This window comes from Paraburkholderia sp. GW821-FHT02A12, assembly GCF_059422005.1.
In genome coordinates this window covers 324,555-342,094 of record NZ_JBWKWA010000002.1, presented here as the reverse complement: position 1 = coordinate 342,094, position 17,540 = coordinate 324,555, and the positions used below count along the sequence as shown (strand labels likewise).

The window sequence follows — 17,540 nt, the reverse complement described above, 5'->3', positions numbered from 1 at the left end:
GTCTCCCTGGTTGTTGTCGTAGCGGCAGTGTAGGAGCAAGTGCGAGCAGAAGTTGTCGTGTGGATGACATTTGGCGACGAATGCAGCGATGTGTCGGCGGGGACCGTCACGCGCCTGGCGAGAAGCTGTTCGTCGACTACTCCGGCGACAGGATAGCCGTCATCGACGGGAGGACCGGCGAAATCCGCGACGCCGAGCTGTTCGTCGCCGTGCTCGGCGCGTCGAATTACATCCCCCCCATTTGTCCACAGAAATTGTTCGCAAGCCTGTGGATAACATCCTGACAATCGCGACAAGTGCTTGATACCGTTGCGTTCTTTCGCGCTGCACGTGGGAGCTGCCAACACAGCCGCCCCCACGCCGGGCCATTGAGTCCAATCAGTTCGGCGCGATCTGAAACCAGGCCCCGTGCGTAAGGGCGCCTTCGTGGCGCCTTTGTCTGCGTGCCCTGCGGCGTTGCCCCATCACCCGTGGACTTGTCCACAGAAAATGTTCGCAAGCCTGTGGATAACATCCACACAACCGCGCCAAGTGCTTGATGTAAATAAACTCTTGCGCGCTGCGCGCCGGCGCGGCCGCCTCTGGGACCGCGCCTCCCGCATCAAAGGTAAGCCGACTTCTTCGCCACGCGGCCCGCCTCGTCCAGCAAGCGGCTCCGCTCCACCATCGCGCCGAACAGCAAGCCGATCGTCGTCCACATGATCACCTGCATGCCAATCGCCGCGACGCGAAACTTCCACAACAGCATGGCCGGAAAACCAACCGGTACTTCGTTGACCGTCGGCATCGACAATTGCACCGCGCCGATAATCACGATAAACACCACGCCCGCCACGATCGACCCGTTCCACGCGCCCAGTTTCATCACTGCGCGCCGCCGCACCTTCAGCGAAAACACCATCGCGGTCAGCGAAATGGCAATCATCAGGAAGAACAAGCCCGTTCGAGTCCCGATCGTTTCAGGGTCGCCGACGGACGGCGGATTCGCCGGGTACTTGATGTTCGGCACGATCACCAATGCAATGAACGCGCCAAGTGCAAGCCATGCAGACAACGCGCGCGCACTCAACGCGCCAGCGCGGCCATACGCATAAGCAAACACGAGCGAGAACAATCCGCCGAATGCAGCGCCATACGTCACCACGCCGGTCAGCAAGCCCAAGCCCGCTTGCGTGTCGCGACTCACCAACTCGCCGTGTTCGTGTTCGTGTTCGTGTTCGTCGCCGCTCGCCGCTTCCGCCTTGTCCTCCAGCGAAATCGCCTGCTCGACCTGCGGCTCGCCGACGAATCTGGCGAAGCCGAACGTGAGCAGTCCCGCGGCGATGCCTGCAAGCATCCCGCGTACCAGCAACTTACCAACCATGTTCGACTCCGTTAGTGGCAGGGAAAGCCGAGCAGATGGCGGCCGTCGTGCACGAACTCATGCACATACATGCCAGGAATCAGCGACGTGGCGCCCTGTTCCGCACCGACGAAATAAAGCGCGAGCAACAGCAGCAAGCCGCCAAACACGACCCAAGGCAGCAATTCACGCAGCGGTATCGGCGTGGGTTGAATGGCGGGCTGAGTGGCCGGATCGAAAACAGCATCGGTCATGATGGACATCTCCTGGGGGTAACGCGCCCCGATAGTCGATTGAAGAGGAATGATGCGAAGCTCAGGTCTGGCTTTCGGCTCGTGAAGCACCGATTACAGTGGCGCGACCGCGCCGGGCTCTCACCGGCTTCCGCGCTTCGCAGTCCCGCCATTCTACGCGCTAAACTTTGTCCCTCGGCAAAGCAAAGCCTGCACGCAGCGGCCGGCTTTGGCGCGGCCTCTATCGAAAGGAACCGAATGGACATCCGGCTGTTACTGATCAGCCACGCGTCGACCGCGGCCATGCGCGCAGCCCGCTTCCCCGCCGACGATCCACTCGACGAACGCGGCCTCGCCGAAGCCACCGCCGCGCGCGAGCGTCTGTCGATCGCGCGCGACGCAACGGCCTTCGTCAGCCCGGCCCTTTGCGCACGCGAAACAGCATCGGCGTTAGGGCTCGGGGCAAAGATCGCGCCCGATCTGGACGATATCGACTACGGACAATGGCATGGCCGGCGCCTCGCGGATCTCGCCGTCGCGGCGCCGCAAGAGCTCGCCGCATGGACACGCGATCCTGACGCGGCCACGTATGGCGGCGAGTCGTTCAGTCAGCTCGTGAAACGGATCGGAGCATGGCTCGACGCGCTGAGCAACACACTAAAAAGCGCGCAAAACAAAACGCAAAACGATGCGCGTCATGTCGTCGGCGTCACGCATGCGACGGTGATCCGCGCCGCGGTCGTTCATGCGCTCGGTGCGTCGCCCGCTGTGTTTCCACGCATCGAGGTCGCACCGCTTTCGGCGGTCGAGTTGCGCCGCTCGCAGCGTGGCTGGGCGTGGTGGCCGGCGCGGCTGTAATTTCAATAGTTTGCTAACGAATATTTTGGAAATACAATGGCGCCCATGACGAACCTGGACACCTTACGCCGCACGGTCAGCACACATTAAACCAAGGCCGAGCAAACTCCGCAGCGCCACACCATACCAGGGATACGGCGTAACGCTTTATGGTCTACCCCTCCATTCGCGACTGGCTGTTCTCGGTCAAGACCTTTGCCGCGGCCATGCTCGCGCTCTACATCGGTCTCGCACTCGAACTGCCGCGGCCGTACTGGGCGATGGCGACGGTCTACATCGTGTCGAATCCGTTTGTCGGCGCGACCCGATCGAAGGCGCTCTATCGCGCGCTCGGCACCGCGATCGGCGCGGCGGGCGCGATTCTGGTGGTGCCGCCGTTCGTCGAATCGCCGTATCTGTTCAGCGTCGTGGTCGCGTTGTGGACGGGCACGCTGCTGTATCTGGCGATCTCCGACCGCACCGCGCGCAGCTACGTGTTCCTGCTGGCGGGCTATACCCTGCCGATGATCGCCTTGCCTTCGGTGACCAATCCGGGCGGCGTGTTCGACCTGGCGATCACCCGCACTGAAGAGATCACGCTTGGCATCGTGTGCGCGAGCATTGTCGGCGGGGCGGTGTTTCCGAGCCGGCTCGCGCCCACCATCATCGAGCGGACCGATGCGTGGTTTCGCGACGCCGCGTTCTACGCGACCGAAACGCTGTCGGGACGCATTGCCGGCTCGGCGATTTCGGCGGCCCGTCAGCGGCTCGCGGCCACCATCAACGGGCTGGAACTGCTGCTGAGCCAGCTCGCTTACGACCACACGCGGCCAGACATTCTGGCGCGCGCTCACGAACTGCGCGGACGCATGCAATTGCTGCTGCCGCTCATGTCGGCGCTGGCCGATCCGCTGATCGCGCTCTACAACAGCGGCCGGCATTCATGGCCCGAGGGTCTTGAAGCCTTGCTCGCCGATGTCATCAAGTGGTTCAATGCGCCGCTTCCCGCAGCCAGCAAGGGTAACCACCCCGACCCTGTGGCCGACGCGCTGCGAGCGCGGATCGCGGCGATGCAGCCGCCGCCGGCAGTAATGGCGAGCTGGGACGGCGCGCTGCTGTCGAGCGCGTTGTGGCGCCTGAAGCAGGTGGTCAATGTCTGGCAGGACTGCCGCACGCTGCGCATCATCATCACGCGCGAAGAAGGTTCATGGCGGCCGCGTTTTCGCCATTGGCGCCTGGGCGGCACCGAGCGCTACTTCGACCGCGGCATCATGCTGTTTTCGACCGGCTCCGCCGTCGGCGCGATCATCCTCGCGTGCAGCTTGTGGATTAGTTCAGGCTGGGCGGACGGAGCCGGCGCGGTGACGCTCGCAGCGGTCGCATGCTGCTTCTTCGCCGCGCTCGACGAACCCGCGCCGATGGTGTTCAAGTTCTTTACGTCGACGGCGGCCAGCGTGGTGTTCGCGGGCCTCTATCTGTTCGCCGTGCTGCCGCACGTGCATGACTTTCCGATGCTGGTGGTCATCTTCGCCGCGCCGTTCATCTTCGTCGGCACGCTGATTCCGCGCCCGCAATTCAATCTCGCCACGATGCTGGTCGCCGTCAATACGGCCACCTTCATCAGCATTCAGGATGCTTACGACGCCGACTTCCTGGTGTTCATGAACAGCAACCTCGCGGGCCTGGCCGGTCTGCTGTACGCATTCCTGTGGACCCGCGTGACGCGTCCGTTCGGCGCCGAACTCGCGGCGGCGCGGCTGTTGCGTTCGAGCTGGGCCGACGTGGCGCTGACCGCCTCCACGCGGCCGATCGACGATCCGCGCAATCTCGCCGCGCGCATGCTCGACCGTCTGATGCAATTGATCCCGCGCCTCGCCGCCACCGACGACCATCGCCATCCGTCGATCGAAAGCTTCCGCGATCTGCGCATCGCCTTCAACGCGCTCGACCTGCGCCGGCTGACCCGCAAGCTCGGCGGCGAAGCGCCGGCCGCAATCGACCACGTGCTCGACGGCGTGCGCGAACACTTCGAAACCTGCGTCGATCAGCGCGTGCGCCAACCGGTGCCCGCCAGCCTGATGTCGTCAATCGATACAGCCGTGGCGCGCGTCACGGCCCAGGGGCTCGCCAATGCCGGCGCGCCGAGCGCGACCTCGCAGACTTCGGCACGCCTGTTGCGCGACGCGCTGCACGCGCTGGTCGGCTTGCGTCTGTCGCTGTTTCCGGCCACGCTAACCACGCTCACGCCGCCCGAACCGGAGGCCGTCACCTGATGCGTCTGTCCAGCAACCTGTTCCGCTCCGTCATTCACCCTTTGCCCACTCTCCGCGATGATCGGTGAAATCGATATCTTCGGCGTGTTCGTGCCGGCCGTGCTCGTGCTGATGTTGATCGCCTATCTGATCAACCAGGTCATCCGCACGGCGCTCGCACGCGTCGGCTTTTACCGCTTCGTCTGGCACCGTTCCATCTTCGATCTCGGCATCTACGTGCTGGTGCTGGGCCTTGTCGTCATCGTTTCGCACAGACTAATAACGTGAAAAAAACCTGGTTCTCCGTCGGTCAAGTTCTGCTGACCCTGATCGTCGTCGTGATCGCGGCCCTCGTGCTGTGGAAACTGGTCGGCTATTACATGTTCGCGCCGTGGACCCGCGACGGTCACGTGCGCGCCGACGTGATCCAGGTCGCGCCGGACATCTCGGGGCTGATTTCATCCGTCGACGTAGCGGACAACCAGCAGGTCAAGCAGGGCCAGGTGTTGTTCGTCATCGACCAGGCGCGTTACACGCTCGCGTTGCGTCAGGCCCAAGCCACCGCGCAGCAACGCCGCGCGACACTCGATCAGGCGCGCCGCGAAGATGCGCGCAACCGTAAGCTGGGCAACCTGGTCGCGGCGGAAGCCGCCGAAGAAAGCCGTTCACGCGTCGAGCAGGCCGAAGCCGCGCTCGCCGATGCGAACGTCGCGATCGATACGGCCCGGCTCAATCTGCAACGCACCATCATCGTGAGTCCGGTCGACGGTTATCTGAACGACCGCGCGCCGCGCACCGGCGAGTTCGTCGCGACGGGCCGGCCGGTGCTGGCGGTGGTCGATATGCATTCGTTCCGCGTCGACGGCTACTTCGAGGAAACCAAGCTGCGCGGCATCGACATCGGCCAGCAGGTCGATATCAAGGTGATGGGCGAGCCGAACGTGCTGCGCGGTCATGTGCAGAGCATCGTCGCCGCGATCGAGGACCGCGACCGCACGCAAGGCTCGAACCTGCTGCCGAACGTGAACCCGGCGTTCAGCTGGGTGCGGCTCGCACAACGGATTCCGGTGCGCGTCGCGCTCGACGAAATTCCCGCCGACTTCCGCATGATCGCCGGACGTACCGCGACGGTGTCGGTGCGCGATCTGTCGCCGGGCGGCAAGCCACGCCGGATTTCCGACACGGCGCGCACGTCCGGCGCCGTGGATGCCCCGGCGGCTTCGTCTGCGCCCGCTGTTCCGGCTGCCTCTGCCGCACTGCCGGCGTCCTCCACCGCTGTCATCTCGGGCGCCTCGCAATGAAGCTGCCGCGCGCCCTGCCCTTGTTGCCGCTGTTGCCTTTGACCCTTGCGCTCAACGGCTGTATTAATGTCGGCCCCGATTACTCGCTGCCGAAGCAGGCGCTGGTCAACGCGCCGCTCGCCAATGCGCCGCTCGAAGGCGCCGACTCCGCGTTGACGTCGCGGCAGAATGTGCCCGCCGTGTGGTGGAAGCTTTATGACGATCCGGTGCTGAACAGCCTCGTCGACGAAGCGCTGCAATCGAACACCGACTTGCGGGTGGCCGCGGCGAATCTGGCGCGCTCGCGCGAAGCGTTGGGCGTCGCGCAAGCGCAGGGCGGTTTCTCCGGCAAGTCTTCGGCGGCGATCGAGCGCGCGCAGGAATCGGCCGAGCAGTTTCTGCTCACGAAGAAACTGCCGGTCGTCAATGAAGGCGACATCGGCATCAGCATCTCGTACGAAATCGATCTGTTCGGCAAGCTGCGGCGCGGTGTCGAGGCGGCGCAAGCGGACACCGAGTCCGTGCAGGCGGCCGGCGATCTCGCGCGAATCACGGTGGTCGCGGACGTGGTGCGCTCCTATGTCGAACAATGCTCGGCGGCCGAGGAACTCAGGATCGCGCAGCAGTCGCTGGCGCTGCAAAAGCAGCGCGTGGCTGTATCGCGCCGTCTGCGTGACGCGGGCCGCGGCAATCAGACCGATGTGACGCGCGGCCAGACGCAGGTCGATACCCTCGCCGCGGATATTCCGCGCTATACGGCGCGCCGCAAGATCGCGCAATACCGGCTGGCCGCGCTGCTCGCACGCGCACCGTCCGATTTGCCGCCGGCGGTGCTGGCCTGCAACAAGCTGCCGGCAATCCGTCAACCGATTCCGATCGGCGACGGCGCCGCGCTGCTCAAGCGCCGTCCGGACGTGCGCGAGGCCGAGCGTCAACTGGCGGCTTCGACGGCGCGGATCGGTGTCGCGACCGGCGCGTTGTATCCGACGGTGAGCATCGGTGCCTCGGCCGGTTTGACGGGGGTTCTCGAAGACCTCGGCACGTCGCCGACCGCGCGCTGGGGCTTCGGTCCGCTGATCGGCTGGACCTTCCCGACGAACGGCGCGCGCGGTCGCGTGCGCGAAGCGCAAGCGTCGAGCAATGTGGCGTTGGCGAAATTCGACGGCGTGGTGCTGACCGCTTTGCGCGAGACCGAAACCAGCCTCGCCACCTACGCCGCCGACTACAACCGCGCCGATGCATTGCGTGCCGCGCTGAAGTCGGCCACGCAGTCGGCGGATGAAACGCACCGGCTGTACCTCGCCGGACGCGAGTCGTTCATCTCGGATCTCGACGCAACGCGCACGCTGACGTCGACGAAGTCTCAGGTGGCGGCGGCGGAAGGCCAGGTGGCGATCGATCAGGTCAATCTGTTCCTCGCACTCGGCGGCGGCTGGGACACTAATCCGCAGACGGCGCCGGCTGCTGCAACGCCCGCCAAGGCAGTGCCAACCGCAGTCGTCGAAACCAAAACGCCTTGATCGGCGCCTCGATCGCTTCTGACGACGGCCCGCGCTAGCGCGGCGGCCCTAGGCCGGTCGCCGTTTCGCCGCTGCCTGGTGAATCGCGGCCCGCACACGCGGATACGTGCCGCAACGGCAAACGATGTTCGACATCGCCGCGTCGATGTCGGCGTCGGTGGGATCGGGCTTCTGCTTGAGGAGCGCACAGGCCGCCATCAGTTGCGCGCTTTGGCAATAGCCGCACTGCACCACGTCAAGATCGAGCCACGCCGCCTTCAGTGCCTGCGCCTCGGCGCCTTGCACGCCTTCAATCGTCGTCACCTTCTGCGTGTGCAAACTCGACATTGGCGTCTGGCAGGCAAGGGACGCCTTGCCGTCCAGATGGATCGTGCACGCGCCGCAAATGCCCACGCCGCAGCCGAATTTCGTGCCGGTCATGCCGAGTTCGCAGCGCAGCACCCACAGAAGCGGCATATCCGATTCGGCTTGCACGGCCACCGCCCGGCCGTTGATGTTCAGCGATCCCATGCTGTTCTCCGTATTTTTCCGAGTACATGCTCGTGCGCTTCAAGTGAGATTCAAGCGGGCTTCAAAGGCAACGCTCGCAGCCGCTGGCCGGTGAGCGCGAACACCGCGTTGGCGACTGCCGGCGCGATCGGCGGCACGCCCGGTTCGCCGACGCCTTGCGGATGCAGCTGGCTCGGCATGATGTCGGTTTCGATCACCGGACAATCGTTCATCCGCACCACCGGGAAGTCGAGAAAGTTCTTCTGCTGCACCTGGCCGTTGACGATCGTGATTTCATCCTGCAACGCGGCCGAGAGACCGAACACGATCGCGCTCTCCATCTGCTGACGGATCAGGTTCGGATTCACCGGCATTCCGCAATCGATCACGCAGACCACGCGATGCACGCGAATCCGTTTGTCCGGCCCGAGCGACACCTCCGCCACTTGCGCGACGACGCTGCCGAACGCCTCGTGCAGCGCGACGCCGCGCGCTCGCGGGGCGCCGTCGGCGGTGTGCTTCAGCGGATGTCCCCATTCGGACAAGGCCGCCACACGCCGCAGCACGGCCAGATGCCGCGGATGCTGCGTGAGCAGCGCCGCGCGGAACGCAATCGGATCGCGGCCTGTGGCCGCGGCCAGTTCGTCGGTGAAACTCTCGGTGAAAAACGCCTGGTGCGAATGGCCGACCGACCGCCAGAATCCGACCGGCACCGGCAACTCCACGATCTCGTGGGCCACGCGTGCCGTGGGCCATTCATACGGTTGATCGAAGGCGCCTTCGCACGTGGTCTTGTCGAGTGGAATACGCGGCACGCCGTAGTAACGCGCGAGCGATTCCGGCACGATCGCCTGACTCGCCGACGTGCTATGCCACGCGACCAGCTTGCCCGCGCCGTCGAGACCCGCCTTGAAGCGCGCGAGGCAAGCCGGGCGATAGAAATCGTGCGTGAAGTCCTGCGCGCGCGACCAGATGGTTTGCACCGGATGGCCACCGCCGCCCTCGCGCGCAATCGCCGCGGCCTGCGAAATGAAATCGAGCTCCAGACGGCGCCCGAAGCCGCCGCCGAGCAGTTGCGTGTGCATATCGACTTTGTCGGCGTCGAGGTCCAGCACTTTCGCGACGTGGTGACGCGCGAGGGCCGGCATTTGCGTCGAGACCCAGACGGTGGCCGCACCGTCCGCGAGTTGAACAGTGCAATTGATCGGTTCGACCGCGCCATGCGCTAGATATGGCGCGTAGTACTCGGCGGTGACGGTTCGCGCGGCGCCGTGCAAAGCGGCATCCACGTCGCCGCGGTGGTAGTAGGCGTAGCCGTCGCCGTCTTCCAACGCTTGCGCGAGACGGCGGTTCAGGTCGGCGGTGGAAAAGGTGGCCGCGTCGCCGTGATGCCACTCCACCGCGACCGCATCGACTGCGTTCATCGCGCGGAACGGATTGTCTGCGATCACCGCGACGCCGCCACTACCGCCGTTGTATGGCTTCAACGAGAAAGCCTTGATGACGCCCGGCATTTTCATCGCAGCCGACGCATCGAAATGCGATACGGTGCCGCCTAACGTGGGGCACATGACGACGCTGGCGTACAGAAGGCCGTCGGGCAGCGCGTCGATGCCGAAGCGCGCCGTGCCGTCGATTTTCGATGCGGCCTCGATGCGCCGCACCGGTTTGCCGATCAGCTTGAAGTCGGCGGGATTTTTCAGTGTGACCTTGCGTGGCAACGGTTGCTGCGCAGCCGACGCCGACAGTTCGCCGAAGCTCGCCTTGCGGCCCGAGGCGTGCAGCACGTGGCCCGCTTCCGCGCGGCATTCGCTGGCCGGCACCTGCCATTGCGCGGCTGCCGCGCCGATCAGCATCACGCGAGCCGACGCGCCCGCTTCGCGCATCGGCGTCCACAGGTCGTTGATACTCGACGAGCCGCCCGTCATCATCGTGCCGCCTTCACGCACGAGTTTGCTCGTCAGCCAGACCGCGACGTGTTTGACGGTGCTGTCGTCGTCCGGACGAAACGGCAGATCGTCGACGATGTTCTGCACGCTGTTATAGATCTTGTCGATCGGCGAGCTCTCCACCCGCACCTGCGGCCAGTCGGCGTCCAGTTCTTCGGCGAGCAGCATGGCGAGGCCGGTGTGGATACCCTGCCCCATTTCCGCTTTGCTCATCATGATCGTCACGCTGTTGTCGGCGGCGATCTTGACCCAGCCGTTCAGCGCCGCCTGCGCGCCTTCGGCCGGTAACGGCGTGGACGTGGTCAGGCGCTGGCGCGGCGGCAGCACCGACCAGCCGACCAGCAGCGCGCCGACAGCGCCGGCGCCACCGAGCAGGAAGGTTCTGCGCTTTAACATGACATGACTCGTTGAGCGTGCATAGGGCGGGAGGCTGCAAGGGCGCCGGCGGGCGCCGCGCCACTTCCACTTCCACTTCTTCGAAACAGTAATAAGACGCGCGAGTGTGCGTCCGACTGAAACTCGCGCGTTTAAGCCAGGCGGGGGCGGGCTGGTGGAACGGCGTGATCAAAGCGCCACGCGCAAGCCGTGTGTCGTTTCATTAAATGTCATTCGCCGCTTGGCGGCACGCTGCAGTGCAACTGGCCTGGATGGCGAAGGGGCGAGACATCGCGTTTTTCCGCCAACGGGGGACTCCGTTGAGCGAAGCAGCAAGCAACAATCCGGGTGCGTCAGCCTCCGCCTGACGCACCTCTGCAAGTTCAACGCCGGTTCGAGCCCGACACGACATCGATCCACACGGCGAGCACCAGAATGCTGCCCTTCACGATCATCTGCCAGTACGCGTCGACGTCGAGCATCGACATGCCGTTGTCGAGGCTCGCCATCACCAGCGCGCCGATCAACGCCCCGTAGACCGTGCCGGAGCCGCCGCGCATCGACGTCCCGCCGATAAAGCACGCCGCGATCGCATCCAGCTCGCCCATCGAACCCGCCGACGGCGAGCCGGCCGCGAGCCGCGCCGTGTTGACGATGCCGCCGAACGCGCACATCAACCCCATCAGCGCGAAGATCGCCAGCTTCACGCGGTTGGTGTTCACGCCGGACAGCCGCGTCGCTTCGAGATTCGAACCCACGGCATAGATGCGGCGGCCGAATACGGTCTGCGTCGCGATCCACGTGAAGACGCCGAGCAATGCGAGCAGTAACAAAACCGGCACCGGTATGCCGCCATAGCGATCCAGCGTGGCGACGAACGCCGCCAGAATCACGCCCGCGCCGACAACCTTCACGACGTCCTGCCAGACAGGCACGACCGTCAACTGATAGCGCTCGCGGTTGCGCCGTTGCCGCACGGTGAGAAAGGTCAGCAGCAGAAACAGCACGACGGCGAGCGTATCGCCCGCAAGCCGCGGCAAATACCCCTGGCCGACGAAGACGAAATTATCGGAGACCGGTGCGATGGTCGAACCGCCGGTCACGCCGAGCAGAATGCCGCGATAAGCCAGCATGCCGCCCAGGCCGACAATGAACGACGGCACGCGCCGGTAGGTCGACCACCATCCGTTGAACATGCCCATGACTACGCCGAGCAGCATCACCACGGGCAGCGTGACGCCGATCGGCCAGTGACGGTTGACGTCGAGAATCGCTGCCACGCCGCCGAGCAGGCCCAGCAACGACCCGACCGACAAATCGATCTCGCCGGCGATGATCACGAACACCATGCCGCACGCAAGCATGCCGGTAATCGACATCTGCCGCAGCAGATTCGACAGATTGCGGGGCGTAACGAACGCACCGTGCGTGAGAATCGAAAAGAACATCCAGATCGCGGCCACCGCGATCAGCAACGCGAGAATCTTGTAGCGCGCGAACAATTGCTGAATGCGCTGCGGACCGCCGAATGCGCCTCGCGGCGCGGCACTGTCGGCGCGTTGTGAAGTGACGTCGGGAGTCATGCGGCACTCGCTTCGGTTGGTGCGGTTGGGTTTGGGGATCGCTGCACGGGACGGATTGCGGCGCTGAGAATGTCCTCCTGCGTGAGGCCCTCGTTGATGAAATCGCCGCGCAATTCACCTTCGCCGATCACCAGCACGCGATCGCTGATACCGAGCACTTCAGGCAATTCGGACGACACCATCACGATCGACACGCCGCGCTGTGCAAGCTGGAAGATCAGTTTATAAATTTCATATTTCGCGCCGACGTCGACGCCGCGAGTCGGTTCGTCGAGGATCAGCACCTTGGGGTCGGTGAGCAGCATGCGCGTCAACACGGCTTTCTGCTGATTGCCACCCGACAGGCTCGCGATCGACAGCATCGGATGCGCGGCGCGCACCGAGAGCCGCTTCATCTCCGTATGAATCGTATCGAGTTCGGCGGCGGAATCGATACGGCCACCGCTCGCAAAGCGTTGCAACACCGCGAGCGTGATGTTGTGGCCGACGCTCAGATTCGGCACGATGCCATGCCGCTTGCGGTCCTCGGGCACCATGCCGATGCCCGCGCTAATCGCATCGATGGGTGCACGAATTTTCAACGGCTTACCCTCCATCACCACCGTCGCTTCGCTCGCCCCCGGATACGCGCCGAAAATCGCCTGCATCAACTCCGTGCGCCCAGCGCCGACCAGACCGGCGACGCCCAGAATCTCGCCGCGCCGCAGCGCAAACGACACGTCGTTCACGCGCTTGCGACGCGGATTGGTGACATCGAAACAGGTGACGTGGCGCGCTTCGAATATGACCTCACCGATCGGATGCGGCTCGCGCGGAAACAGATTCTTGATTTCGCGGCCCACCATCATCGCGATGATGCGCTCGGTCGTCAGCGCGCGCATCGGCTCAGTCGCGACATGCCGGCCGTCGCGAATCACGCTGATCGTGTCGCATACGGCTGCCACTTCGTCGAGCTTGTGCGAGATATACACGCAGGCCACGCCGCGCCGTTTCAGATCGCGCACGATGTCGAGCAGGATGCGTGTTTCCGATGCCGTCAGCGACGACGACGGTTCATCGAGAATCAGCAGCTTCGCGCGTTTGTTCAGTGCCTTGGCGATTTCGATCAGTTGCTGATGCCCGCCGCCGTAGTTCATCACCGGCTGCGCGACATTGATGCCGCCGATAGCGAGTTCACGCAGCAACTCATCGGCGCGCTGATACATCGCCGCATAATTCATCCGGCCGCCAGGCAGCGTGATTTCGTTGCCGAGGAAAATGTTCTCCGCTACCGACAATTCCGGCACCAGCATCAGCTCCTGGTGAATGATGATGATGCCGGCCCGCTCGGTATCGCGCACGCTGGCGGCCTTCAGCGGCTCGCCCTCCCAGATGATTTCGCCGTCCCAGGTGCCGTACGGGTACACGCCGGACAGCACTTTCATCAGCGTCGATTTGCCCGCGCCGTTCTCGCCGCACAAGCCGATGCACTCGCCGGGCGCGACCGTCAGGTCGATGCCGTCGAGCGCCTTCACGCCGGAGAACGCTTTGACGATGCTGCGCATCGTCAGTAAAGGTTGCGTCATTCGCTATGCCTCGCTGCAAAGGCGCGCGGCGGCACCGATGCGCGTCACGCGCATCGAGATCCGCCACGCACGCGTTACGCTCATTGGCTCGCGAGCTGAGCCTGGGTATAGAAACCATCCTTGACGACGAGATCGACATTGCCCTTGGTCAGCAAGGTCGGTTGCAGCAATACCGTGTCGACCTTCTTCTTGCCGTTGTCGTATTGCGCGTTATAGGCCGGCTTTTCGCCCTTCGCAAGCGCGACCGAGAGCTTCGCTGCTTCGCCCGCGATCAGCTTCAGCGGCTTGTACACGGTCATCGTCTGCGTGCCGGCGATGACGCGCTTCACTGCCGCGAGGTCCGCGTCCTGGCCCGACACCGGCACTTTGCCCGCCATATGCTGCGCCGCCAGCGCCTGGATCGCGCCGCCCGCGGTGCCGTCGTTCGACGCGACGATCGCATCGATCTTGTTGTTGTTCGCCGTCAGCGCATCCTCGACGATACGCAACGCCGTCGACGCGCTCCACTCAGGCACCCACTGCTGGCCGACCACCTTGATGTCGCCCTTATCGATAGCGGGCTTCAACACTTTCAACTGCCCTTCGCGCAGCATCTTTGCGTTGTTGTCGGTCGGCGCGCCGCCGAGCAGGAAGTAGTTCCCCTTCGGTTGCGCGTTGTAAACACCCTGCGCCTGCAGTTCTCCCACTTTTTCGTTATCGAACGAGATATAGGCATCGACATCGGCATCCAGAATCAGCCGGTCATACGAGACGATCTTGATGCCCGCTTTCTTCGCTTCGGCGACGACGTTGCCGAGCGTCTTCGAATTGAACGGCACGATGACGATCACGTCGACGCCGCGCGAAATCAGGTTTTCGATCTGGGAGATCTGCCGCGCCTCGCTGGCGTCGGCCGATTGCACCGACACTTTCGCGCCGAGCTTTTCCGCCGCCGCGACGAAGTAGTCACGATCGCGCGACCAGCGCTCGACGCGCAGATCGTCGATACAGAAGCCAATTTCCGGATGATCCTTGCTTGCATGCGCGAGCGGCGCCACAAGCGACAGGCTGGCGAGCATCGCTCCACATATGAACGAACTCAGAACGGTACGGCGCGTTGCGAATTTCATGTCTCACTCCTCTTCTGATATAGCCGGAATACCGGATTGGACGGCCCGTGCTGCGAGCCACAAGGCCGGACAAGCGACAACCCAAAGCTTCCTTTTGTTCGCGCGGTCAGCGTGGCCGCGCGTTTTTTTTAATGTCTTACCCGCCGTCTTTGCGCGGCCTTCACTGCATGCGAGGTGCTTCAGCGCACGCCATAAATCGCCTGATTCACCACGTTTTCCAGCCGCTCCTGCTGACCGCTTGCATGCTGCGGATTCAGGCCGCGGGACAACGCATCCGTGGCCAGCGTCGACAGCGAATAGTCGCCCGACAGGATCTTGCGGCCGAACTCCGTGTCCCAGCCCGCATAGCGCTGACGCTTGAACTGTTCGAGACGATCGCTTTCGATCAGCGCTGCGGCTCGCTCCACCGCGAGCGCCAGATTGTCGATCGCGCCGATATGGCCGTAAAACAGATCCTCGGCATCGGTGCTCTGCCGCCGCACTTTGGCATCGAAGTTCATGCCGCCGGTCGTAAAGCCGCCATGCTTGAGAATCTCGTGAAAAGCCAGCGTCAGTTCCTCGACGCTGTTCGGAAACTGATCGGTATCCCAGCCGTTCTGCGGATCGCCGCGATTCGCGTCGACACTGCCGAAAATGCCGAGCGCATACGCAGTGGCGATCTCGTGATGAAACGAGTGGCCGGCGAGCGTCGCGTGATTGGCTTCGATATTCACGCGGATGTCGTTCTGCAGGCCGTATTGCAGCAGAAAACCGTGCACGGTCGCCACGTCGTAGTCGTATTGATGCTTGGTCGGCTCCTGCGGTTTCGGTTCGATCAGCAAGGCGCCTTTGAAGCCGATCTTGTGCGTATGCTCGACCACCATATGCAGAAAACGGGCGAGCTGGTCGCGTTCGCGCACGAGGTCGGTATTGAGCAGCGTATCGTAACCTTCGCGGCCCCCCCACAGCACATAGTTTTCGCCGCCGAGCCGTTGCGTCGCATCGAGCGCGTGGCGAACCTGGGTCGCCGCAAACGCAAAAATCTCAGGATTTGGGCTGGTGGCCGCGCCCGCCGCATAACGCGGATGCGAAAACAGATTGGCCGTGCCCCACAGCAGTTTGATACCGGTGTCCTGCTGCTTGCGCGCCAGATAGTCGGTCATACGCGCGAAGTTCTCGCTGTATTCCTGCAGGCTCGCGCCTTCGGGCGCGACATCGGTATCGTGAAAGGTGTAGTAAGGCGTGCCGAGCTTCGTGAAGAATTCGAAGGCCGAATCGGCCTTTTGCTGCGCCCGCTCCATCGCGTCGCCGGCTTGCTGCCATGGACGCTGAAACGTTCCCTGCCCGAAGATGTCGACACCGGGCCAGACGAACGTGTGCCAATAGCAGACGGCGATACGCAGATGTTCTTCGAGCGTCTTGCCGAGTACACGCTTGTTCTTGTCGTAATGGCGATACGCAAACGGGTTATCCGATTGCGGACCTTCGTAGCGAACTGCGGGGATGTGTTCGAAGTAGGGCATCAGCGTCTCCTGTTTATGCTGCATTGCAACCCGTGCAACTCCATGCGCGGGTCGACAAGGTGACGCCATGCTGACGCTAGAGACATGTACCGGCAATTGCGAAATTGCGCAGCGGGCTTGATGTTTCTTACCGCCCATGCGTTTGGTCCACACCGACGCGATCTTCAGGGCCTAGAATAGCCAGACGCTTAAAAACCGTGCGGCGTTCACGCCCACCCAACAGGAGACGATGGCGCAGCGATTCCTGACGACCCGCACGCCGCCACTGCCATGACCCGCCCTCAAACGCCACAGACGACCCATCGGATCGCGCTGCTGTTCAACGCGAACAAGGTGTATGACCGCGAGATCATCACGGGCATCGGCAATTACCTGCTGTCGACGCGCGTGGCCTGGGACCTGTTCCTCGAGGAAGATTTTCGTTGCCGGCTGGCGGGCATCGAACGTTTCGACGGCGACGGCATCATCGCGGATTTCGACGATCCCGCCGTGGGCGAAGCGCTGCGCGACTGTCCGCTGCCGGTCGTCGCGGTCGGTTCATCGTTCGAAGATCCGGCTCACTATCCTCCGGACTTACCCTATATCGCGACCGACAATGCGAAGCTCGTCTCGCTCGCTTATACGCATCTGATCGGCGTGGGCCTCGAACACTTCGCTTTGTATAGCCTGCCGCAGGCACAGGAGAACCGCTGGGCCCAGCAACGCGAATTGGCATTCGCTCATCTGCGCCGTGCGGACGGCCACAGCGCACAGCAAATCGACAGCGAAATCTATCGCGGCCTGTCGACCAGCGCGCCGTCATGGAATCAGGCGACCGAGCAACTCACCGCGTGGCTGCGTCAACTGCCAAAGCCGGTCGGCATCGTCGCGGTGACCGACGCACGCGCGCGGCATCTGCTGCAAGCGTGCCTGATCGCCGGCATTCCGGTGCCCGAGGAAGTGGCGATCATCGGCATCGACAACGATCCGCTCACGCGCACGCTGACCCGCATTCCGCTTTCCTCGGTGATTCAAGGCACCGAAGAAATGGGCCGCACCGCCGCTCACCTGCTGCATCGGATGCTGCGCGGCGCGCGCTTTCCGGGGCGCCGCATTCTCGTGCCGCCGGTCGGCATCAACGTGCTCGAATCGACCCAACACCAGCCGCTCGCGAGCCCGTATGTGATGCGTGCGCGGCACTTCATCCGCCAGTACGCATGCCAGGGGATTCGCACCGAACAGGTAGCCGATTACGTCGGCGTATCGCGCTCGTCGCTCGAAGAGTATTTCCGGCGCGAACTGCGGTGCACCGTGCATCAGGAGATCCTGCGCCACAAACTCGATGTCGCGAAGGCGCTGCTGGCCAAGCGCGACGCGTCGAGCGCGGAGGTCGCAATCCGTTGCGGCTTCACGTCGCTGCAATACATGTACGCGGTATTTCGCCGGGAACTGGGCTGTACGCCGCGCGAGTATCAGGAGCGCGCGAATTCGGCGGCGGCACCCGGCTGAACCGGCTTTTCTCTTT

At 63.8% G+C, this 17,540-nt stretch carries 15 protein-coding genes; 7 read left to right on the top strand and 8 right to left on the bottom strand.

From position 1 onward, the window contains the following. Positions 1 to 59: 59 nt before the first annotated feature. Positions 60 to 284 carry a hypothetical protein gene (locus AC07WT_RS22735; protein WP_494951150.1) on the top strand — a complete coding sequence of 75 codons (225 nt, stop codon included), beginning with the start codon at positions 60 to 62 and terminating at the stop codon, positions 282 to 284. 317 nt (positions 285 to 601) lie between these two features. Here the strand turns inward: AC07WT_RS22735 and AC07WT_RS22730 are convergent, their stop codons facing one another. Continuing rightward, entirely contained in the window at positions 602 to 1,363 is a 762-nt protein-coding gene (locus AC07WT_RS22730) for a CbtA family protein (protein ID WP_494948685.1), read from the bottom strand. A gap of 11 nt (positions 1,364 to 1,374) precedes the next feature. Beyond that, positions 1,375 to 1,596 (bottom strand): CbtB domain-containing protein, encoded by a 222-nt coding sequence (locus AC07WT_RS22725; RefSeq protein WP_494948684.1) that lies wholly within the window; start codon positions 1,594 to 1,596, stop codon positions 1,375 to 1,377. A 237-nt stretch (positions 1,597 to 1,833) separates the two neighbouring features. Here AC07WT_RS22725 and AC07WT_RS22720 point away from each other — a divergent pair, with 237 nt between their 5' ends. The 5 genes from AC07WT_RS22720 to AC07WT_RS22700 all read left to right on the top strand — a co-directional run bounded on the left by AC07WT_RS22720 (position 1,834) and on the right by AC07WT_RS22700 (position 7,464). Further along, positions 1,834 to 2,433, top strand: coding sequence for a histidine phosphatase family protein (locus tag AC07WT_RS22720; protein WP_494948683.1), 600 nt, complete (start codon positions 1,834 to 1,836; stop codon positions 2,431 to 2,433). 149 nt (positions 2,434 to 2,582) lie between these two features. Continuing rightward, positions 2,583 to 4,685, top strand: coding sequence for an FUSC family protein (locus AC07WT_RS22715; RefSeq protein WP_494948682.1), 2,103 nt, complete (start codon positions 2,583 to 2,585; stop codon positions 4,683 to 4,685). Positions 4,686 to 4,742: 57 nt separating this feature from the next. Continuing rightward, on the top strand, positions 4,743 to 4,952 hold the full coding sequence (locus tag AC07WT_RS22710) for a DUF1656 domain-containing protein (protein WP_494948681.1): 210 nt from the start codon (positions 4,743 to 4,745) through the stop codon (positions 4,950 to 4,952). Next, a complete protein-coding gene (locus AC07WT_RS22705; RefSeq protein WP_494948680.1) occupies positions 4,949 to 5,965 on the top strand; it encodes an efflux RND transporter periplasmic adaptor subunit in 1,017 nt (338 codons plus the stop codon). The genes AC07WT_RS22710 and AC07WT_RS22705 overlap by 4 nt, the downstream gene beginning before the upstream one ends. Continuing rightward, entirely contained in the window at positions 5,962 to 7,464 is a 1,503-nt protein-coding gene (locus tag AC07WT_RS22700) for an efflux transporter outer membrane subunit (RefSeq protein WP_494948679.1), read from the top strand. The genes AC07WT_RS22705 and AC07WT_RS22700 overlap by 4 nt, the downstream gene beginning before the upstream one ends. Positions 7,465 to 7,512: 48 nt before the next feature. Here the strand turns inward: AC07WT_RS22700 and AC07WT_RS22695 are convergent, their stop codons facing one another. The 6 genes from AC07WT_RS22695 to xylA all read right to left on the bottom strand — a co-directional run bounded on the left by AC07WT_RS22695 (position 7,513) and on the right by xylA (position 16,036). After that, positions 7,513 to 7,974 (bottom strand): (2Fe-2S)-binding protein, encoded by a 462-nt coding sequence (locus AC07WT_RS22695; RefSeq protein ID WP_494948678.1) that lies wholly within the window; start codon positions 7,972 to 7,974, stop codon positions 7,513 to 7,515. A gap of 50 nt (positions 7,975 to 8,024) precedes the next feature. Further along, positions 8,025 to 10,298: a xanthine dehydrogenase family protein molybdopterin-binding subunit gene (locus tag AC07WT_RS22690; protein WP_494948677.1), complete on the bottom strand. Its 2,274-nt coding sequence runs from the start codon at positions 10,296 to 10,298 to the stop codon at positions 8,025 to 8,027. Positions 10,299 to 10,660: 362 nt separating this feature from the next. Further along, positions 10,661 to 11,860 carry a sugar ABC transporter permease gene (locus AC07WT_RS22685; RefSeq protein ID WP_494948676.1) on the bottom strand — a complete coding sequence of 400 codons (1,200 nt, stop codon included), beginning with the start codon at positions 11,858 to 11,860 and terminating at the stop codon, positions 10,661 to 10,663. Then, on the bottom strand, positions 11,857 to 13,425 hold the full coding sequence (gene xylG, locus AC07WT_RS22680) for a D-xylose ABC transporter ATP-binding protein (protein WP_494948675.1): 1,569 nt from the start codon (positions 13,423 to 13,425) through the stop codon (positions 11,857 to 11,859). Before xylG ends, AC07WT_RS22685 begins: the two co-directional genes overlap by 4 nt. 80 nt (positions 13,426 to 13,505) lie before the next feature. Continuing rightward, positions 13,506 to 14,534, bottom strand: coding sequence for a D-xylose ABC transporter substrate-binding protein (gene xylF / locus AC07WT_RS22675; protein WP_494948674.1), 1,029 nt, complete (start codon positions 14,532 to 14,534; stop codon positions 13,506 to 13,508). Positions 14,535 to 14,713: 179 nt separating this feature from the next. After that, positions 14,714 to 16,036: a xylose isomerase gene (gene xylA, locus AC07WT_RS22670; RefSeq protein ID WP_494948673.1), complete on the bottom strand. Its 1,323-nt coding sequence runs from the start codon at positions 16,034 to 16,036 to the stop codon at positions 14,714 to 14,716. A gap of 270 nt (positions 16,037 to 16,306) precedes the next feature. Between xylA and AC07WT_RS22665 the strand changes: the two genes are divergently transcribed. Further along, positions 16,307 to 17,524, top strand: coding sequence for a XylR family transcriptional regulator (locus AC07WT_RS22665; RefSeq protein WP_492591216.1), 1,218 nt, complete (start codon positions 16,307 to 16,309; stop codon positions 17,522 to 17,524). Positions 17,525 to 17,540: the final 16 nt, after the last annotated feature.

Excerpts from the sequence above, each read along its gene's own strand:
- AC07WT_RS22730 (WP_494948685.1), bottom strand. The coding sequence starts at position 1,363 with ATGGTTGGTAAGTTGCTGGTACGCGGGATGCTTGCAGGCATCGCCGCG.
- AC07WT_RS22725 (WP_494948684.1), bottom strand. The coding sequence starts at position 1,596 with ATGACCGATGCTGTTTTCGATCCGGCCACTCAGCCCGCCATTCAACCC.
- AC07WT_RS22720 (WP_494948683.1), top strand. The coding sequence starts at position 1,834 with ATGGACATCCGGCTGTTACTGATCAGCCACGCGTCGACCGCGGCCATG.
- AC07WT_RS22715 (WP_494948682.1), top strand. The coding sequence starts at position 2,583 with ATGGTCTACCCCTCCATTCGCGACTGGCTGTTCTCGGTCAAGACCTTT.
- AC07WT_RS22710 (WP_494948681.1), top strand. The coding sequence starts at position 4,743 with ATGATCGGTGAAATCGATATCTTCGGCGTGTTCGTGCCGGCCGTGCTC.
- AC07WT_RS22700 (WP_494948679.1), top strand. The coding sequence starts at position 5,962 with ATGAAGCTGCCGCGCGCCCTGCCCTTGTTGCCGCTGTTGCCTTTGACC.
- AC07WT_RS22695 (WP_494948678.1), bottom strand. The coding sequence starts at position 7,974 with ATGGGATCGCTGAACATCAACGGCCGGGCGGTGGCCGTGCAAGCCGAA.
- AC07WT_RS22690 (WP_494948677.1), bottom strand. The coding sequence starts at position 10,298 with ATGTTAAAGCGCAGAACCTTCCTGCTCGGTGGCGCCGGCGCTGTCGGC.
- AC07WT_RS22685 (WP_494948676.1), bottom strand. The coding sequence starts at position 11,860 with ATGACTCCCGACGTCACTTCACAACGCGCCGACAGTGCCGCGCCGCGA.
- xylG (WP_494948675.1), bottom strand. The coding sequence starts at position 13,425 with ATGACGCAACCTTTACTGACGATGCGCAGCATCGTCAAAGCGTTCTCC.
- xylF (WP_494948674.1), bottom strand. The coding sequence starts at position 14,534 with ATGAAATTCGCAACGCGCCGTACCGTTCTGAGTTCGTTCATATGTGGA.
- xylA (WP_494948673.1), bottom strand. The coding sequence starts at position 16,036 with ATGCCCTACTTCGAACACATCCCCGCAGTTCGCTACGAAGGTCCGCAA.
- AC07WT_RS22665 (WP_492591216.1), top strand. The coding sequence starts at position 16,307 with ATGACCCGCCCTCAAACGCCACAGACGACCCATCGGATCGCGCTGCTG.